Source organism: Cupriavidus respiraculi, assembly GCF_914271545.1.
GTDB classification, from domain to species: Bacteria; Pseudomonadota; Gammaproteobacteria; order Burkholderiales; family Burkholderiaceae; genus Cupriavidus; species Cupriavidus respiraculi.
In genome coordinates, this window is the sequence record NZ_CAJZAH010000004.1 from 338,343 (window position 1) to 355,355 (window position 17,013).

Genomic DNA, 17,013 nt, shown 5'->3' on the forward strand with positions numbered 1-17,013 from the left:
GGACCCATCCTCGCAACCCCGAATAACAAGACCAACAGGCAACAACCTTTTTGGAGACAGGAAATGCAAATCAACAGGACGCGACGCTTCTTCCCCCTGGCCGCCACCGCGCTGGCCGCCTTGCTCGCCTCCGGCGCCTCGTTCGCGCAGGAAGTGGTCAAGCTGGGCTACACCGGCCCGCTGTCGGGCGGCGCCGCGCTGTACGGCAAGAACGTGCTGTCCGGCATCCAGATGGCGGTCGACGAAATCAACGCCTCGGGGCTCGAGGTCAAGGGCAAGAAGGTCAAGTTCGAAGTGGTGGCGCTGGACGACAAGTACTCGCCGGCCGAATCGGCCATCAATGCCCGCCGCCTGGTGCAGCAGCACAAGACGCCGGCAGTGTTCGTGCCGCACTCCGGCGGCATCTTCGCGCTGCAGGCCTTCAACGAGCAGGAGAAATTCCTGGTGATGGCCTATTCCAGCGTGCCGCGCATCACCGATGCGGGCAACAAGCTGACCATCCGCATCCCCCCGGCCTTCACCGGCTATATCGAGCCCTTCGTCAAGGCGCAGATGAAGCGCTACGGCAAGAACGTGGCGCTGGTGCCGGCCGACCACGACTACGCCAAGGCGTGGGTGCAGGCGTTCGTGCCGGCTTGGGAAAAGGCCGGCGGCAAGGTGGTGGGCAACAACCCGATGTCGTACACCAAGGCCACCGACTTCTACAGCGGCGTGTCGCGCGTGATGGCCGACAAGCCGGACGTGCTGTTCGTCGGCGGACCGTCGGAGCCCACGGCGCTGGTCATCAAGCAGGCCCGTGAGCTCGGCTTCAAGGGCGGCTTCATCGTGATGGACCAGGCCAAGCTGGACGAGATGGCGCGCGTGACCAACGGCCTGGGCATGCTCGAAGGCGCCATCGGCGTGCTGCCGCTGGCCAGCGACAGCCGCCCGGCGGCCAACGGCTTCAACGCCAAGTACAAGAAGCTGCACGACAACCGCGACGCCACCACCGAGATGTCGCTGAACTACACCATGGTCTAGGCGCTGGCCGGCGCGATGAAGATGGCCGGCACCACGTCCGACACCGCGGCCATCCGCGCCAAAATGCCGGAGGCGATGAAGGCATTGCCCAAGGAGGCCAACCCCAACGAGATCGACGGCCTGGACGCCAAGGGCGGCACGCAGGCGGATACCGTGGTGGGCTGGGTGCAGGAGGGCAAGATCGCGCAGGTGCGGCTGTCGGAGCTGGCGAAGTAAGGCTTCGGCCGACCATGCAAAAGGGCCGCCCATGGGCGGCCCTTCTTCTTAGTAATGATGGCGGCATTGGAGTACGTGGATCACGCCCTTCTGCACGATCTAAACGCCTTCTTGTCGCATGCCTTCAGGAAATGGCCAATTGCTGTCCAACCAGCCGGACCGGTCGCAGCGGCCAATGGAACCCTAAAAAGGGGGCGCGCAGTGCGAGCTTCTCGGGCGGCTTGTTCGCGTGCCGGCGCGCCTTTCAGCGGGCCGACTGGCGCAGGAATTCGGTCAGCTTGTCGGCCGGCATCGGCCGCCCGTACAGGTAGCCCTGGACCTCGTGGCAATGGTTGGCGACCAGGAAGTCGCGCTGATCCACGGTCTCGACGCCCTCGGCCACCACGCCGATATCGAGCGCGCGGCCGACATTGATCACGGACTGGACGATGGCCGCGTCGACGGCGTTGCTGGTCACGTTGCGGATGAAGGACTGGTCGATCTTGATGCGATCGACGGGGAACGACTTCAGGAAGCTCAGCGACGCGTAGCCGGTGCCGAAGTCATCGCAGGTCAGGGTCACGCCGTCGCGGCGCAGCGCCTGCAGCTGGCCGGAGAACTCGTCGCCCTGCTGCAGCGCGATCGTCTCGGTGATTTCGAGCTCGAGACGGCCCGGCTCCAGCGCCAGTTCGCGCAGCACGTGCCTGACCTCGGTGAGCAGCCGGCTCTCGGTCAACTGGGCGGCGAACAGATTGATGGCCACCCGCGGCGGCGACAGCGGAAAGCGCAGCGCCCAGGCGCGCGCCTGGGCGCAGGCCGTGTGCAGCAGCCACATGCCGACGTCGCCGGCCACGCTGCTGGCGGCCAGCGCATCGATAAAGGCGGCCGGCGACAGCAGGCCCTGGGTCGGATGGCGCCACCGCATCAGGGCTTCGGCGCCCACCACGCGGCCATCGCGCAGGTCGATCTGGGGCTGGTAGAGCAGCTCGAACTGGCGCTGGGCATAGGCATCGCGCAGGGCCTGCACCAGCGACAGGCGCGTGGTGACGTCGGTGCGCATCTCCGGGCGGAAGAAGCGTATGGTCCGCCCGCCATCGCGCTTGGCGCGGCCCAGCGCGAGGCTGGCCGAAGCCAGCGCGTCCGAGACGCCATCGCCCCCGGCCGGCATCACGCAGGCGCCGAGGCTGGCCAGCACATGGTGGCGGCGGCCGCCGAATTCGTGGGGCTCGGACAGCAGGGAAAGAATGGCGGCGCCGACATGGCGCACCAGCGTGGGATCGGAAATCGAGGGCAGCAGTACGCCGAACTCGTCGCCGCCAACACGGCCGATCAGCGCATCGCGCGGCGACGCATCCCGCAGCCGGCGCGCCACCCTTTGCAGGATGGCATCGCCCTCGGCATGCCCATGCATGTCGTTGAACGCGCGAAAGTCGTCGATGCCGAGCAGGATCAAGGCGCAGCGAGGCACCGCCTCCGCCTGCAACCGGGCTTCCAGCCTTTTCAAGAACGCCTGACGGGAAGCCACGCCGGTCAGCGAATCGGAATCCGCATCGGGCGCGGCACCGGCCGCCTCCACTTCCGACCTGGCCACCATCCCTGCCTTGTATGTGATTGTCGACATCGCCGCTTTTTGTACTATTTGCGAAGTGTGACGAAAAATCCAGAAAAATCAAGCAAAGACCCCTCGGGTTTCCACCCCCTCCCGCGGCCAAAACAACGGCAAGCCGCCGCTTGACTCCTAAGGTTTGTTCCCGTCCGGTCGTTACAGTACCCTTGGCCGCGCGTACATAGCACGGCCCTTGCAGAGGCCGCAAGGCGGCTGCCGCGCCGCGCTTCCTCGAAACACAACCGGGACTGACGTTGAACCATCGGACCATCCGCACGCGAATCGTAGCCAGCTTCGCGCTGATCCTGGCCATCATGCTGGTAACGGCGGCCATCGCCTACAAACAGTTGTCCGACATCGACCGCGAGGTGGCGACGCTGCGCAACGACGCGCTGCCGGGCCTGGACACCGCCACGGTGCTGCGCGGCGCCTGGGGCGAGATGTATGTCGTGAACCTGCGGCTGGCCACGGCCACCAACGAGGCGGAGCGCACGCAGTCGCTGGCGCGCCTGGAGGACTTGCGCCAGCGGCTTGACGCCGCGCTGCGTTCCTACGACCTGACCATTGCCACGGCCGAGGACCGGGCCGCCTTCCAGCGCTTCCAGCAGATCCGCCAGCAGTACGAACAGACCACCGCGGCCCTGCGCGAGACCGACGCCGCCGGCGCCGCCCCGCCACCGGCCCGGGGCCCGCTGCTGAAGCTGTGGGAGGAAGGCCGCACCACGCTGCAGCAGCTGGTGGAGGACAACAAGCGCACGGCCACCGGCGCATCGGCCAATATCGTGGAGGCGGTGGACACGGCCAAGACCCGGATCGAGATCGCGCTGATCGTCGCCATCGTGGCCGCCGTCGTCGCCGGCTATCAACTGTTCCGCTATCTGGCGGTGCCGATGCGCGCCTTCGTCGGCGTGCTGCGCACCATGCGCGGCGGCGACCTGCGGGCGCGGCTTTCGCTCGGGCGGCGCGACGAGTTCGGCCAGCTGGAGCAAGGCTTCAACCAGATGACGGACGACCTCACCACGCTGGTGGGACAGGCGCAACGCTCGGCGATACAGGTGACCACCTCGGTCAACCAGATCGCCGCCACCGCGCGCCAGCAGCAGGCCACCGCCACGGAGACCGCGGCAACGACCACGGAGATCGGCGCGACCTCGCGCGAGATCGCCGCCACCTCGCGCGACCTGGTGCGCACGATGAACGAGGTATCGCAGGCCGCCGAACACACCGCCGGCCTGGCCGGCACCGGGCAGGCCAGCCTCACGCGCATGGAATCGACCATGCACCAGGTGATGGACGCGGCGGCCTCGGTCAACGCCAAGCTCGCCGCGCTCAACGAGAAAGCCGGCAATATCAGCCAGGTGGTCACCACCATCGCCAAGGTCGCCGACCAGACCAACCTGCTGTCGCTGAACGCGGCCATCGAAGCGGAAAAGGCGGGCGAGTACGGCCGCGGCTTCTCGGTGGTCGCCACCGAGATCCGCCGGCTGGCGGACCAGACCGCGGTGGCCACCTACGACATCGGGCAGATCGTGCGCGAGATCCAGTCGGCGGTATCGGCCAGCGTGATGGGCATGGACAAGTTCGCCGAGGAAGTGCGCCGCGGCATGGCCGAGGTCACGCAGGTGGGCGACCAGCTGTCCCAGATCATCGGCAACGTGCAGTTGGCCGCGCCGCGCGTGCAGATGGTCAACGAGGGCATGCAGGCGCAGTCCACCGGCGCGGAGCAGATCAACCAGGCGCTGATGCAGCTGAGCGAGGCCGCGCGGCAGTCGGTGGAGTCGCTGCGGCAGTCCAGCCAGGCGCTGGACGAACTGACCCTGGTGGCCAACGATCTGCGCACCGGCGTGTCGCGCTTCCAGGTCTGAGCCGGAAGTCCCGCGCTGTCAGGCTGATGGCACCATGAACACCATGAAGCTGTACCTGCTTTTTCGCATCGGCGCCGACCACTACGCCCTGGATGCCACCGAGGTGGCAGAAGTCCTGCCGCTGACCGCGCTCAAGGCCATGCCGGGCACGCCGGGCTGGGTGGCCGGGCTGCTGCCCTGGCGGGGCGGCCCGGTGCCGGTGATCGACATGAGCGCGCTGGCCACCGGCTTGCCCGCGGCCACGCGCACCAGCACGCGCACCGTCCTCGTCCACTACCGCCGCCTTGCCACGGAGCCGGCCCGGTTGCTGGGCCTGCGGCTGGAACACGCGACCGAGACCCTGCGCTGCGATCCCGCCGCGTTCATCGACGCCGGTGTCGATACCGCCCCGGCGCGCTACCTGGGGCCGGTTCTTCACGAGGCGCGCGGGCTGATCCAGCGGGTGCGCGTCGCGGACCTGCTGCCCGAGGCGGTGCAAGCGCGCCTGTTCGCCGCCACGGACGCGGCCCTGCCATGACCAGCGCCGCCCATATCGAAGCATTGCTGCGCGAGCGCATCGGACTCGATGCCGGCTCCATCGGCGCCGGTGCGGTCGCCCGCCTGCTGCGCGAGCGCATGGACGCGCGCGCGGTGCACGACATCGGGGCGTACTGGTCGCTGCTGCACGCGGACCCGGCCGAATGGCAGGCGCTGATCGAGGCCGTGGTCGTGCCCGAGACCTGGTTCTTCCGCCATCCGGAGGCGCTCGCCGCGCTGGGGCGCTACGCCGGCGCGCGGCTGGCCGACCCCCGCCACGGCGGCGGGCCGCTGCGCCTGCTCAGCGTGCCATGCTCCACCGGGGAGGAGCCTTATTCCATCGCGATGGCGCTGCTGGACGCCGGCCTTGCGCCGGCCCGCTTTCGCGTCGATGCCATCGATATCAGCGCACGCGCCCTGCAGCGGGCGCAGGCCGCGGTCTACGGCGGCAATTCCTTCCGCGGCGCCTCGCTGCAGTTCCGCGAGCGCTATTTCACCCAGGCCGCCGCCGGCGGCTACGCGCTCGACGGGAGCGTGCGCGCGCAGGTGCGGCTGCTGCAGGGCAACCTGATGGACCCCGGCCTGCTGGCCGGCGAGCCACCCTATGACTTCGTGTTCTGCCGCAATCTGCTGATCTACTTCGACCCGGACATGCAGCAGCGCGCCTTGCACACGCTGCAGCGGCTGACCTGCGCCGACGGCATGCTGTTCGTCGGCCCGGCCGAGGCGAGCCTGCTGACGCGGCACGGCCTGGCGCCGGCCGGCGTGCCGATGACCTTCGCCTTCCACAAGTCGCGGGCCCATGCGGCCCCGACCGACACGCGCGGCACGCTGGCGCCGCCGTCGCCGGCCAAGCCCCCGCCGCACCGGGCGCCGCCCACCCGTGCCAAGCCGGCGGCGCCGTGGCGCCCTCCCTCGGTCCCCGACCGCTCCACCGCCGAAGCGGACGCCCTCGCCAAGATCGCCGCGCAGGCAGATCGCGGAGAACTCGATGCCGCGATCGCGGCGTGCCGCGCGCATCTGGCCGCCCACGTTCCGACGGCGTCCGCCTATTGCCTGCTGGGCGTGCTGCACGACGCGCAGGGCGACGCCGCGCAGGCACGCGAAGGCTATCGCCGCGCCCTCTATCTGGACCCAGGCCATCCCGAGGCGCTGCACCATCTGGCCGCGCTGCTCGACGCCGGGGGCGACAGCGAAGGCGCCGCCCGCATGAGGGCGCGCGCGCGGCGCGCCCCGGATACCGGGACGAACACCGCGACGATGAGGCCGCGCCATGGTTGAGCCGCGCTTCGCCGACCCGGGCGGCATCGGGGCCTTCGAAGACTGTTGGCGCCAAATCGGCGTGCAGGGCGACGGCAGCTGCCCGCGCCTGGCCGAACACATCCATTGCCGCAACTGTCCGGTGCATGCGCGCGCGGCCGTGGCGCTGCTCGATCAGCTGCCGGTCGTGCAGGAGGCGCCCGGCGAAGCCGCGCGCGATGCCACGCGAGCGTCCGCGCCGTCCTCGCCGGCGGACCTGTCCTGCCTGGTCTTCCGCGTCGGGCCGGAATGGCTCGCGCTGCCGGCCCCGGCGCTGACCGAGGTCAGCCCGCCCTGCCCGCTGCATACGCTGCCTCACCGGCGCAATGCCGCGGTGCTGGGACTGGCCAGCGTGCGCGGCACCCTGCTGGTGTGCATATCGCTGGCCAGGCTGCTCGGCATTGCGGCCGACGAATCCGCGGTACGGCCGGGGGAATTGCCCGCGCAAGCGGATGCGGGCGCGGCGGCGCATCAGGCGCGCGGTCCCGTCACGCCCGGCAGCCGGCTGCTGATCATGGGTCATGGACGCGATGCGCTGGCGATGCCGGTGGACCAGATCGCGGCGGTCGAACGCGTCGCCACGGCGGCGCTCAAGCCCCTGCCCACCACCGTGGTGCGCACCGCCGGCCATCTGACGCAGGGCCTGCTGGACGTCTCCGGCCGCACCGTCGGACTGCTCGATGCCGCGCTGCTGCAGCAGGCCATGCTACGGAGCGCCGCATGAACTCCGATCAGCTGCGCGACGCCTCGCTGCTGGAGCTGTTCGCGCTCGAGGCGGAATCCCAGGCCGGCGTGCTCGATGCGGGGCTGCTGGCGCTGGAGCGCGAACCGACCGCGGCCGTCCATCTCGAGGCCTGCATGCGCGCGGCGCATTCGCTCAAGGGCGCGGCGCGCATCGTCGGACTGGACGGCGGCGTGCGCCTGGCCCACGCGATGGAGGACTGCCTGGTCGCGGCGCAAGGCGGATGCCTGCTGCTGGCACCCGAGCATATCGACGCGCTGCTGACCGGCACCGACCTGCTGCAGCGCATCGGCGCCCCGCCCGACGGGGACGTGAACTGGGCCGAGCACGCGGGCAAAGTGGAGATCGATGCCGTGGTAGCGCGGTTGAACGCGCTGCTGGACGGCGCCGACACGGCGCCCGCGCCGCGAAAGGCCGCACAGACCGTGGCGTCCGTCCCCGCGGCCGCGCCGGACGGCGCGGATGCGAACGGAGCGGCAGCCGCACCGGACGAGGCAACGAAAGCCGCCGAAGCCATCGCGGCAACCGAAGCGGCCGAAGCGGCCGAACGCGCCGACCCGCGGCCGAGCGGCGAGCAGCCGGAGCGGATGCTGCGCGTCACCGCCGACAATATCGACCGCCTGCTCGGCCTGTCCGGCGAGGCGCTGGTCGAATCGCACTGGCTCAAGCCCTTCGGCGACGGCCTGCAGCAGACGCGCCGGCTGCAGATGCGCGCCATGCAGGCACTGGATCGGCTGCAGTCCGCGCTCGGTACGGGCGCGGCCGAGATGCAAGGCATGGCACAAGCCGACACGAACGCCGCCGCGATGCTGGCCGAGGCGCGCCGGCTGCTCGACGAGAGCCATCGCCAGCTCACCAGCCGCGCCGCCGAACTGGAGCTGTTCGATCACCGCGCCGGGCGGCTGTCGCGCCGGCTGTACGACACCGCGCTGGCAAGCCGCATGCGGCCGCTGTCCGACGGCATCGGCGGCTACTCGCGCATGGTGCGCGACCTGGCGCGCTCGCTGGGCAAGCAGGCGCGCCTGGAGATCGTGGGCGAAGGTACCCAGGTCGACCGCGACATCCTGGAACGGCTGGAAGCGCCGCTGGGCCACCTGCTGCGCAATGCGATCGACCACGGCATCGAGGCGCCAGGGCGGCGGCGCGAGGCCGGCAAGCCGGTGGAGGGCCGCATCACCCTGGCCGCGCGCCAGAGCGCGGGCCGGCTGCTGATCGATATCGGCGACGACGGCGCCGGCGTGGACCTGCACGCGCTGCGGAACGCCGTGGTGCTGCGCGGGCTGGCCAGCGAGGACACCGCGTCGCGCCTGTCGCAGGCCGAGCTGCTCGAATTCCTGCTGCTGCCGGGCTTCAGCATGCGCGAGGCGGTCAGCGAGGTTTCGGGCCGCGGCGTGGGGCTCGATGCGGTGCGCGACATGATCCGCCAGGTGCGCGGCAAGCTGCGCATCAGCCAGCAGACGGGCCAGGGCATGCGCTTCCAGCTGGAACTGCCGCTGACGCTGTCGGTGGTGCGCGCGCTGCTGGTCGAGGTGGCCGGCGAGGCCTATGCCTTCCCGCTCGCCTTCGTGGCCCGGGCCGCCAGCGTCGAGCCCGCCGACATCCAGCAACTGGAGAACCACGAGCATTTCCACTTCCGCTACGGCGACCGCCATGTGGGCCTCGTCAGCGCGGCGCAGATCCTCGGCCGGCCCGAGCCCCCGCGCGACGGCCGGGCGCTTCCCGTGGTGGTGGTCGGCGAGCACGAGCGCACTTACGGCATCGCCGTGGACCGTATGCTGGGCGAACGCGTGCTGGTGGTGCAGCCGCTGGCGCCGGCGCTGGGCAAGATCAAGGACATCGCGGCCGCGAGCCTCGCCGAGGACGGCACGCCGGTGTTGATCTTCGATGTCGAGGACATGGTGCGCTCGGTGGAGCGGCTGCTGTCCGAGGGCCGCGTCGAAGGCGTGCGCCGCGCCGGCGCGGCGGCGGTGCCCGGGCGGCGCAAGCGCGTGCTGGTGGTCGACGATTCCCTGACCGTGCGCGAGCTCGAGCGCAAGCTGCTGACCCACCGCGGCTTCGACGTGGCCGTGGCCGTGGACGGCATGGACGGCTGGAACCAGCTGCGCGCCGAGGCCTTCGACCTGGTCATCACCGATATCGACATGCCGCGCATGGACGGTATCGAGCTGGTCGGCCTGATCAAGCAGGATGCGCGGCTGCGCCAGTTGCCCGTGATGGTGGTCTCGTACAAGGACCGCGAACAGGACCGCCAGCGCGGCCTGGAGGCCGGGGCGGACTATTATCTGGCCAAGAGCAGCTTCCACGATGCGGCGCTGCTCGACGCGGTGCATGACTTGATCGGGGAGGCGCAGGCATGAGGATCGGGATCGTCAACGACTCCGCGCTGGCCATTGCGTCGCTGCGGCGCGCCCTCGCACTGCAACCCGGCCTCCAGGTGGCATGGGAGGCGGCCGATGGCGAGCAGGCGGTCGCCAGCGCCGCGGCCGATACGCCCGACCTGATCCTGATGGACCTGCTGATGCCGGTGATGGACGGCGTCGAGGCCACGCGCCGCATCATGGCCGCGACGCCGTGCGCGATCGTCGTGGTGACCACCGACCTCGGGCGCAATGCCAACCTGGTGTTCGACGCCATGAGCCATGGCGCCATCGATGCGGTGGACACGCCCACGCTGACCGAACCGGACGCACGGCTGCTCGCCGGGCCCCTGTTGCGCAAGATCGGCAACATCGGCAACCTGCTGGCCGCGCGAACCGGCCGCGTGCCGGCGCCGCAGGTCGGCGCGCGCGTCACCGGCGGCTCTTCGTGCCTGGTGGCGATCGGCGCATCGGCCGGAGGACCGGCGGCGCTTGCCGGCCTGCTCGGCGCGCTGCCGGCCGACTTCGGCGCCGCCATCGTGACGGTGCAGCACGTGGACGAGGCTTTCGCGGCGGGCATGGCCGACTGGCTCGATGCGCAATGCCGGCTGCCAGTGCGGGTAGCATGTGACGGTGACCGTCCGCAGCCGGGCGTGGTGCTGCTGGCCGGCAGCAACGATCATCTGCGCTTTGCCCCGGCCGACGCCACGCCCGCCGGACCGAAGGCGCCGGCTCGGCTGGTCTACACGAGACAACCCGTCGAACACGTGTACCGGCCGTCGATCGACGTATTTTTCGAAAGTCTGGTCCGCTACTGGCAGGAGCCCGCCATCGGCGTGCTGCTGACCGGCATGGGCCGGGACGGAGCGCAGGGATTGAAGGCGATGCGCACGCGCGGCTGCCTGACCATCGCGCAGGACGAGGCCACCAGCGCGGTATATGGCATGCCCAAGGCGGCCGCCGCCATCGACGCGGCCAGCGAGATCCTGCCGCTGGAGCGGATCGCGCCGCGGCTGATGCAGGCCTGCGGAATACGCCGGCTCTGAGAGGGGCGCGAACGCCAAGGACCATGCGAACGGGATGGCGCGGCCGCGGGACCCGGGCCCAAACGACATGAACGCCCGGGATCGCCGGACGGATCCACACGACGCATTCACAGGAATCGATACGAGGCTATGGAAGCCAACCAAACTCCCCCGCCACTCATCCCCACGCGCGTGGGCGACGAATACCAGGCCATGGTGCTGCTGGTGGACGACCAGGCCATGGTCGGGGAAGCCGTGCGGCGCGCGCTCGCCACCGAACGCGACATCGACTTCCACTATTGCGCCCGGCCCGAGGACGCGGTGGCGGTCGCGCAGCGCACCAAGCCCACCGTGATCCTGCAGGACCTGGTGATGCCGGGCATCGACGGGCTCACGCTGGTGCGGCACTACCGCGCCAATCCGGCCACGCGCGATATCCCGATCATCGTGCTGTCGACCAAGGAAGAACCGACGATGAAGAGCGCCGCCTTCGCGGCGGGCGCCAACGACTACCTGGTCAAGCTGCCGGACAGCATCGAACTGGTGGCCCGCGTGCGCTACCACTCGCGTTCCTACCTGAACCTGTTGCAACGCGACGAGGCCTATCGCGCGCTGCGGCAGAGCCAGCAGCAGCTGCTGGAGACCAATCTCGAACTGCAGCGGCTGACCAATTCGGACGGCCTCACGGGCCTGTCCAACCGCCGCTATTTCGACGAATACCTCGGCGCGGAGTGGCGCCGCGCGCAGCGCGAACAGAGTCAGCTTGCGCTGCTGATGCTGGACGTGGATTCGTTCAAGGCGTTCAACGACACCTATGGCCACGTGGCGGGCGACGACGTGCTGCGGCGCGTGGCGGCCGTGATCCGCGACAACTGCGCCCGCCCGGCGGACCTGCCGGCGCGCTTCGGCGGCGAGGAGTTCGCCATGATCCTGCCCTCGACTTCGCCAGGCGGCGCGCGGCTGCTTGCCGAGAAGGCGCGCCGCGCCATCGAGGGCATGCAGATCCCTCATGCGGGCTCTACCGTCAGCCCCTATGTCACCGTGAGCATTGGCGCCGCGGTGCTGGTGCCGGCCATCGACGTGCCGTTCAGCAGGCTGGTGGAGACGGCAGACTCGGGGCTCTACATGGCCAAGCGCAACGGCCGCAACCAGGTCATGATGGCCTGACGTTTCCCTTCCGGATCGGGTCCGGCGCGGTCCAGCGGTGTGGGAATTGTCCGACACCCGTATCGGACCCGGCGATGTGGTTCCCCCGCGCGCTCGCCGCTATCGTTCCATCACGGCACGCGACTGCCCTTTTCGTCATATTCGATAACACGGTACGGCGCGAGCAGCCGGCAAGTTTTTCGATTTCACCTGTAAGGGGAACCCTATGAAGATCTTTTCCAAAACCGGGATCGCGCTTGGACTGGCCATGGCGGCCACGGTCGCATTGACCGCCTGCGGCGGCGGCGACGATGACGGCATCGACGATCGACTGAGCATCAGCAAGCCGACGGTCCGCGTGGTCCACGCCATCCCGGCGGGCCCGAACGTCGACGTGTACCAGAACGGCGGCAAGACGAGCATCGTCAACGTGCCGTACAAGTTCGTGTCGAAGTACTTCGACATCGACAGCGACAACGACCAGACCTTCTCGATCAACGTCGCCGGCACCACCACCGAGCTGGGCCGCACGACGTTCAACGGCGAACACGGCCACAAGTACACCGTGGTCGCCCTGCCGGGCGAAGGCCGCGCCGATATCCTGACCATCGACGATCCGTACGGCAAGGGCGTGTTCTCGGACAAGGCGCGCGTGCGCGGCCTGAACGCGTCGTTCAACGCGCCGAACGTGGATATCTATGTGACGCCGGCCAACACGAACCTGGCCAATGTCACGCCGACGTTCGCCAACGTGGGCTACAAGAGCGCCGTGCCGGCATCGGGCAGCGACTCCATCGACCTGAACGGCGGCGACTACGTGATCCGCGTGACCGCGGCCGGCACCAAGACGGAGATCTTCAACTCCGGCGTGGTCAACATCGGCAACAACGCCGACTGGCTGATCACCACGATCCCGACCGACGGCATCAGCGCGGTCGTGCCGGGCAATATCAAGGTCCTGGTCGCCAAGGCCAACGACGACGCGCAGACCGCGACGGAGTTGCTCGACCAGTAAGCCTCGCGGCCGGGCGGGCCCCGGCTCCGGTCGGGCCGGCTCGCGACGACGGCACCAACGACATCGGCGGCGCCCTTTACGGGGCGTCGCCGATGTCGTTATGGAGCACGTCAAGATGGGCGAGATAGACGTCCAGCTCCTCGCGGCCGCGGTCCGTGATGCTGTAGACGCGACCGGTGCCCTCTTCGAGCTGGGCGGTGATCGCGCGGGCCATCATCAGGCTGCGCAGGATGGGCCGCAGCGCGCGGATGTCCTTGTCGATGCCGCGCTCGCGCAGCCGGTCGGCCAGCGAGAGCACGGTGGACGGATGCGAGCGGACGAACTTGAGGATGTAGAGGCGGGAGACGAGACTGTCGAGAGCCGGTCTTTTCATGCGGGCAAAGCGCGGACAACGCGGGGCGGAGGCGCGATGAACGCCGCCCGCCCCTGTCCGCTTATTCTTCCTGGAACGCGACTTCGCGCTTGGCCTTGATCGACGGCAAGGCCACCACGGCCACCAGCGCGGCGGCGGCGATCAGCAGGCCCACCGACAGCGGCCGCGTCACGAACACGCTGAAATCACCACGCGAGAGCAGCAGCGTGCGGCGGAAGTTCTCTTCCATCATCGGCCCCAGCACGAAGCCGAGCAGCAGCGGCGCCGGTTCACACTTGAGCTTCAGGAACAGGTAGCCGACGATGCCGAAGCCAGCGGCCATGAACACGTCGAAAGTCTGGTTGTTGACCGAATACACGCCGATGCCGCAGAACACCAGGATCGCCGGGTAAAGGAAGCGGTACGGCACGGTCAGCAGCTTGACCCACACGCCGATCATGGGCAGGTTCAGGATGATCAGCATCAGGTTGCCGATCCACATCGAGGCGATCAGGCCCCAGAACAGCGCGGGGTTGCTGGTCATCACCTGCGGACCCGGCTGGATGTTGTGGATGGTCATTGCACCGACCATCAACGCCATCACCGCGTTGGGCGGAATGCCCAGCGTCAGCAGCGGAATGAACGAGGTCTGCGCGGCCGCGTTGTTGGCCGACTCCGGACCGGCCACGCCTTCGATGGCGCCCTTGCCGAACTCGTGCGCGAACTTCGAGGTCTTCTTTTCCAGCGAGTAGGCCGCGAACGACGCCAGTGCCGCACCGCCGCCGGGCAGGATGCCCAGCGCCGAACCCAGCGCCGTGCCGCGCAGCACCGCGGGGATCATGCGCCTGAAGTCTTCCCTCGTCGGGAACAGGTTGGTCACGCGGTCCGTGAACGTCTCGCGGGCTTCCTTCTGCTCCAGGTTGGCGATGATTTCCGCGAAGCCGAACATCCCCATGGCGAGCGCGACGAAGTCGATGCCATCGGTCAGCTCGGGCACGTCGAACGAGAAGCGCGCCGCACCGGAGTTCACGTCGGTGCCGACCAGGCCCAGCAGCAGGCCCAGCACGATCATCGAGATGGCCTTGACCAGCGAACCGGAGGCCAGCACCACGGCCCCGATCAGGCCCAGCACCATCAGCGAGAAGTATTCGGCGGGACCGAACTTGAACGCCAGTTCCGACAGCGGACCGGCGAAGGCCGCCAGGATCAGCGTGGCCACGCAGCCGGCGAAGAACGAGCCCAGACCGGCGGTGGCCAGCGCCACGCCGGCACGGCCGCGGCGGGCCATCTGGTAGCCGTCGATGGTCGTCACCACGGACGACGATTCACCGGGCAGGTTGACCAGAATGGCCGTGGTCGAACCGCCGTACTGCGCGCCGTAGTAGATACCGGCCAGCATGATCAGCGCGGCCACCGGCGGCAGCGTGTAGGTCACCGGCAGCAGCATGGCGATGGTCGCCAGCGGCCCGAGGCCCGGCAGCACGCCGATCAGCGTACCGAGCACGCAGCCCAGGAACGCGTACGCAAGGTTCTGGATCGAAAGCGCCGTGGAGAACCCCAGCGAAAGATGCTCGAACAATTCCATTTGGCCGTCTCCTTAGCCCGTAATGAACGCAGGCCACACCGGCATCTGCAGATTGATGCCGTAGACGAACGCGCCCATGCTGATCAGCACCAGCACGATGCTGTTCAGGATGGCGCCCTTCCAGCTGAATTCATGGCTGGCCATCGACGACACCAGCACCAGCACCAGCACCGAAAGCACCATGCCCAGGGGCTTGAGCAGCAGGCCGAACAGCACCACCGAGCCGAGGATCCATAGCAGGATCTTCACGTCCCAGCGCGCGAGCTGGTCCTCTTCGCCCTTGCTGGAGAGCGCGCCGATCAGCACCAGCGCGCCGAGGAAGGCGAGCACGAGACCGAGCAGGAAGGGGAAATAACCGGGTCCCATCTTGGCGGCGCTTCCCATGGAATAGCCGCGGGCGACCCAGGAAAAGCCAAGTCCGACCAGGACAAACATCAGGCCGGAGGCAAAGTCCTTTTGGCTGCGTATGCGCAAAACGATTCTCCTCAACAATGTATCAATCGGCGCGCCGTCGTGACTGGCGCAAGCGATGCGCAAGCGCATCCGCAAAACGGATGCAACGTTAGAGATGCGTTCTTTCAGTGCTCTTTCAGGCCGCTTTCAGTGGCCTTTCACTGTGGGCGTCCAAGGGTTAACCACCACGTCGGATCACGCCGTGATGGAATTTGAAAGCTGGCGGTAAGGCGCGTGAAAGCGCGGTGCAGGCGTGTTGAAGGGAGAATGAAAGGATGTGTTGCAGACCCCGCCCGAGGCCGGTGCGGGCGCCCCGGGGTGCAGAGTCACCGCCGACGCGCTAAGCTTGCGGTTTCGACCGCGGGCGCCAGCCGGGCGCCGGCCATCCCAGACCAGGAGAACAAGGCATGTACCAGGATCTCGCCCTCTATATCGATGGAGAATTCGTCAAAGGTGGGGACCGTCGCGAACAGGACGTGATCAATCCCGCCACGCAGGAAGTCCTCGGCAAGCTGCCGCACGCCACCACCGCCGACCTGGACCGGGCACTGGCCGCCGCGCAGCGCGCCTTCACCACCTGGAAGGCCACCTCGCCGCTGGAGCGCTCGAAGATCCTGCGCCGCGTGGCCGAACTGACCCGGGAGCGGGCCAAGGACATCGGCCGCAACATCACGCTGGACCAGGGCAAGCCGCTCGCCGAGGCGGTGGCCGAAGTGATGGTCTGCGCCGAACATGCCGAATGGCATGCCGAGGAAGGGCGCCGCATCTATGGCCGCGTGATTCCGCCGCGCCAGCCCAATGTGCGCCAGATCGTCGTGCGCGAGCCCATCGGCGTCTGCGCCGCCTTCACCCCGTGGAACTTCCCGTTCAATCAGGCCATCCGCAAGATCGTCGCGGCGCTGGGCGCCGGCTGCACGCTGATCCTCAAGGGTCCGGAAGATTCGCCCAGCGCCGTGGTCGCCCTGGCGCAGCTGTTCCACGATGCAGGCCTGCCGCCCGGCGTGCTCAATATCGTGTGGGGCGTGCCGAGCGAGGTATCGACCTACCTGATCGAGTCGCCAATCGTGCGCAAGATCTCGTTTACCGGCTCGGTGCCGGTGGGCAAGCAGCTGGCCGCGCTGGCGGGCGCGCACATGAAGCGCGTGACGATGGAGCTGGGCGGGCATTCGCCGGTGCTGGTATTCGACGATGCCGATATCGAGCCGGCCGCGGAGATGCTGGCCCGCTTCAAGATCCGCAACGCGGGCCAGGTGTGCGTATCGCCGACCCGCTTCTACGTCCAGGAAAAGGCCTACGACAAGTTCCTGGCCCGCTTTACCGAAGTGATGGGTTCGATCAAGGTCGGCGACGGCCTGCAGGACAGCACGCAGATGGGCCCGCTGGCGCATGAGCGGCGCATTGCCTCGATGGAGCAGTTCCTGGACGATGCCAGCCATCGCGGCGGCAAGGTCGTGGCCGGCGGCGGGCGCATCGGCGACCGCGGCTATTTCTTCGCCCCCACGGTCATCACGGACCTGCCGGACGATGCCAAGCTGATGGTCGACGAGCCCTTCGGACCGGTGGCGCCGGTGGTGCGCTTCAAGGACGCCGAGGACGCACTGCGCCGGGCCAACAGCCTGCCGTTCGGCCTTGCCTCCTATGTCTTCACCAACTCGCTGAAGACGGCCACGCTGGTGTCCAACGGGCTGGAGGCCGGCATGGTCAACATCAACCACTTCGGCATGGCGCTGTCGGAAACGCCGTTCGGCGGCATCAAGGACTCCGGCATCGGCAGCGAGGGCGGCACGGAGACGTTCGACGGCTACCTGGTGACGAAGTTTATTACCCAGGTCTGAGA

General features: G+C 68.7%; 13 protein-coding genes and 1 pseudogene. 10 read left to right on the forward strand and 4 right to left on the reverse strand.

Going from position 1 to position 17,013, the window contains the following annotated elements; all coding sequences use genetic code 11:
- The first annotated feature begins 63 nt into the window (after positions 1-63).
- Positions 64-1,236 (forward strand): annotated as a pseudogene (locus tag LDO27_RS19475) (ABC transporter substrate-binding protein).
- 244 nt (positions 1,237-1,480) lie between these two features.
- Here the strand turns inward: LDO27_RS19475 and LDO27_RS19480 are convergent.
- Complete coding sequence (locus LDO27_RS19480; RefSeq protein WP_222207500.1) at positions 1,481-2,809, reverse strand: putative bifunctional diguanylate cyclase/phosphodiesterase; 1,329 nt, start codon at positions 2,807-2,809, stop codon at positions 1,481-1,483.
- A gap of 266 nt (positions 2,810-3,075) precedes the next feature.
- Here LDO27_RS19480 and LDO27_RS19485 point away from each other — a divergent pair, with 266 nt between their 5' ends.
- From LDO27_RS19485 to LDO27_RS19520, 8 genes are all read left to right on the forward strand, one after another.
- Positions 3,076-4,686 (forward strand): methyl-accepting chemotaxis protein, encoded by a 1,611-nt coding sequence (locus tag LDO27_RS19485; protein ID WP_224043526.1) that lies wholly within the window; start codon positions 3,076-3,078, stop codon positions 4,684-4,686.
- A 43-nt stretch (positions 4,687-4,729) separates the two neighbouring features.
- Positions 4,730-5,203: a chemotaxis protein CheW gene (locus LDO27_RS19490; RefSeq protein WP_224043620.1), complete on the forward strand. Its 474-nt coding sequence runs from the start codon at positions 4,730-4,732 to the stop codon at positions 5,201-5,203.
- Positions 5,200-6,483, forward strand: coding sequence for a CheR family methyltransferase (locus LDO27_RS19495; protein WP_224043528.1), 1,284 nt, complete (start codon positions 5,200-5,202; stop codon positions 6,481-6,483). The genes LDO27_RS19490 and LDO27_RS19495 overlap by 4 nt, the downstream gene beginning before the upstream one ends.
- Positions 6,476-7,225: a chemotaxis protein CheW gene (locus LDO27_RS19500; protein WP_224043530.1), complete on the forward strand. Its 750-nt coding sequence runs from the start codon at positions 6,476-6,478 to the stop codon at positions 7,223-7,225. Before LDO27_RS19495 ends, LDO27_RS19500 begins: the two co-directional genes overlap by 8 nt.
- Positions 7,222-9,600, forward strand: coding sequence for a hybrid sensor histidine kinase/response regulator (locus LDO27_RS19505; protein ID WP_224043531.1), 2,379 nt, complete (start codon positions 7,222-7,224; stop codon positions 9,598-9,600). Before LDO27_RS19500 ends, LDO27_RS19505 begins: the two co-directional genes overlap by 4 nt.
- Positions 9,597-10,646, forward strand: a complete 1,050-nt coding sequence (cheB, locus tag LDO27_RS19510) for a chemotaxis response regulator protein-glutamate methylesterase (RefSeq protein WP_222207134.1) — start codon at positions 9,597-9,599, stop codon at positions 10,644-10,646. The genes LDO27_RS19505 and cheB overlap by 4 nt, the downstream gene beginning before the upstream one ends.
- Positions 10,647-10,775: 129 nt before the next feature.
- Positions 10,776-11,792 (forward strand): diguanylate cyclase domain-containing protein, encoded by a 1,017-nt coding sequence (locus LDO27_RS19515; protein ID WP_222207133.1) that lies wholly within the window; start codon positions 10,776-10,778, stop codon positions 11,790-11,792.
- Positions 11,793-11,997: 205 nt separating this feature from the next.
- Positions 11,998-12,786: a DUF4397 domain-containing protein gene (locus tag LDO27_RS19520; RefSeq protein ID WP_222207132.1), complete on the forward strand. Its 789-nt coding sequence runs from the start codon at positions 11,998-12,000 to the stop codon at positions 12,784-12,786.
- 76 nt (positions 12,787-12,862) lie between these two features.
- On the opposite strand, the gene LDO27_RS19525 is transcribed toward LDO27_RS19520, so the two are convergent.
- The 3 genes from LDO27_RS19525 to LDO27_RS19535 form a co-directional block, all read right to left on the reverse strand.
- The gene (locus LDO27_RS19525; RefSeq protein WP_222207131.1) at positions 12,863-13,159 is read right to left on the reverse strand and encodes a helix-turn-helix transcriptional regulator; all 297 of its coding nucleotides are present in this window, start codon (positions 13,157-13,159) and stop codon (positions 12,863-12,865) included.
- Positions 13,160-13,220: 61 nt separating this feature from the next.
- Positions 13,221-14,723 (reverse strand): tripartite tricarboxylate transporter permease, encoded by a 1,503-nt coding sequence (locus tag LDO27_RS19530; RefSeq protein WP_222207130.1) that lies wholly within the window; start codon positions 14,721-14,723, stop codon positions 13,221-13,223.
- A gap of 12 nt (positions 14,724-14,735) precedes the next feature.
- Positions 14,736-15,197, reverse strand: a complete 462-nt coding sequence (locus tag LDO27_RS19535) for a tripartite tricarboxylate transporter TctB family protein (RefSeq protein ID WP_222207129.1) — start codon at positions 15,195-15,197, stop codon at positions 14,736-14,738.
- Between the two features lie 386 nt (positions 15,198-15,583).
- Between LDO27_RS19535 and LDO27_RS19540 the strand changes: the two genes are divergently transcribed.
- Entirely contained in the window at positions 15,584-17,011 is a 1,428-nt protein-coding gene (locus LDO27_RS19540; protein WP_222207128.1) for an NAD-dependent succinate-semialdehyde dehydrogenase, read from the forward strand.
- The last annotated feature ends 2 nt before the right edge of the window (positions 17,012-17,013 follow it).

What these genes read in the sequence shown, in the direction of transcription:
- LDO27_RS19480 (WP_222207500.1), bottom strand. Translation starts at nt 2,809, where the DNA reads ATGGTGGCCAGGTCGGAAGTGGAGGCGGCCGGTGCCGCGCCCGATGCG.
- cheB (WP_222207134.1), top strand. Translation starts at nt 9,597, where the DNA reads ATGAGGATCGGGATCGTCAACGACTCCGCGCTGGCCATTGCGTCGCTG.
- LDO27_RS19495 (WP_224043528.1), top strand. Translation starts at nt 5,200, where the DNA reads ATGACCAGCGCCGCCCATATCGAAGCATTGCTGCGCGAGCGCATCGGA.
- LDO27_RS19500 (WP_224043530.1), top strand. Translation starts at nt 6,476, where the DNA reads ATGGTTGAGCCGCGCTTCGCCGACCCGGGCGGCATCGGGGCCTTCGAA.
- LDO27_RS19520 (WP_222207132.1), top strand. Translation starts at nt 11,998, where the DNA reads ATGAAGATCTTTTCCAAAACCGGGATCGCGCTTGGACTGGCCATGGCG.
- LDO27_RS19540 (WP_222207128.1), top strand. Translation starts at nt 15,584, where the DNA reads ATGTACCAGGATCTCGCCCTCTATATCGATGGAGAATTCGTCAAAGGT.
- LDO27_RS19490 (WP_224043620.1), top strand. Translation starts at nt 4,730, where the DNA reads ATGAAGCTGTACCTGCTTTTTCGCATCGGCGCCGACCACTACGCCCTG.
- LDO27_RS19505 (WP_224043531.1), top strand. Translation starts at nt 7,222, where the DNA reads ATGAACTCCGATCAGCTGCGCGACGCCTCGCTGCTGGAGCTGTTCGCG.
- LDO27_RS19525 (WP_222207131.1), bottom strand. Translation starts at nt 13,159, where the DNA reads ATGAAAAGACCGGCTCTCGACAGTCTCGTCTCCCGCCTCTACATCCTC.
- LDO27_RS19515 (WP_222207133.1), top strand. Translation starts at nt 10,776, where the DNA reads ATGGAAGCCAACCAAACTCCCCCGCCACTCATCCCCACGCGCGTGGGC.
- LDO27_RS19530 (WP_222207130.1), bottom strand. Translation starts at nt 14,723, where the DNA reads ATGGAATTGTTCGAGCATCTTTCGCTGGGGTTCTCCACGGCGCTTTCG.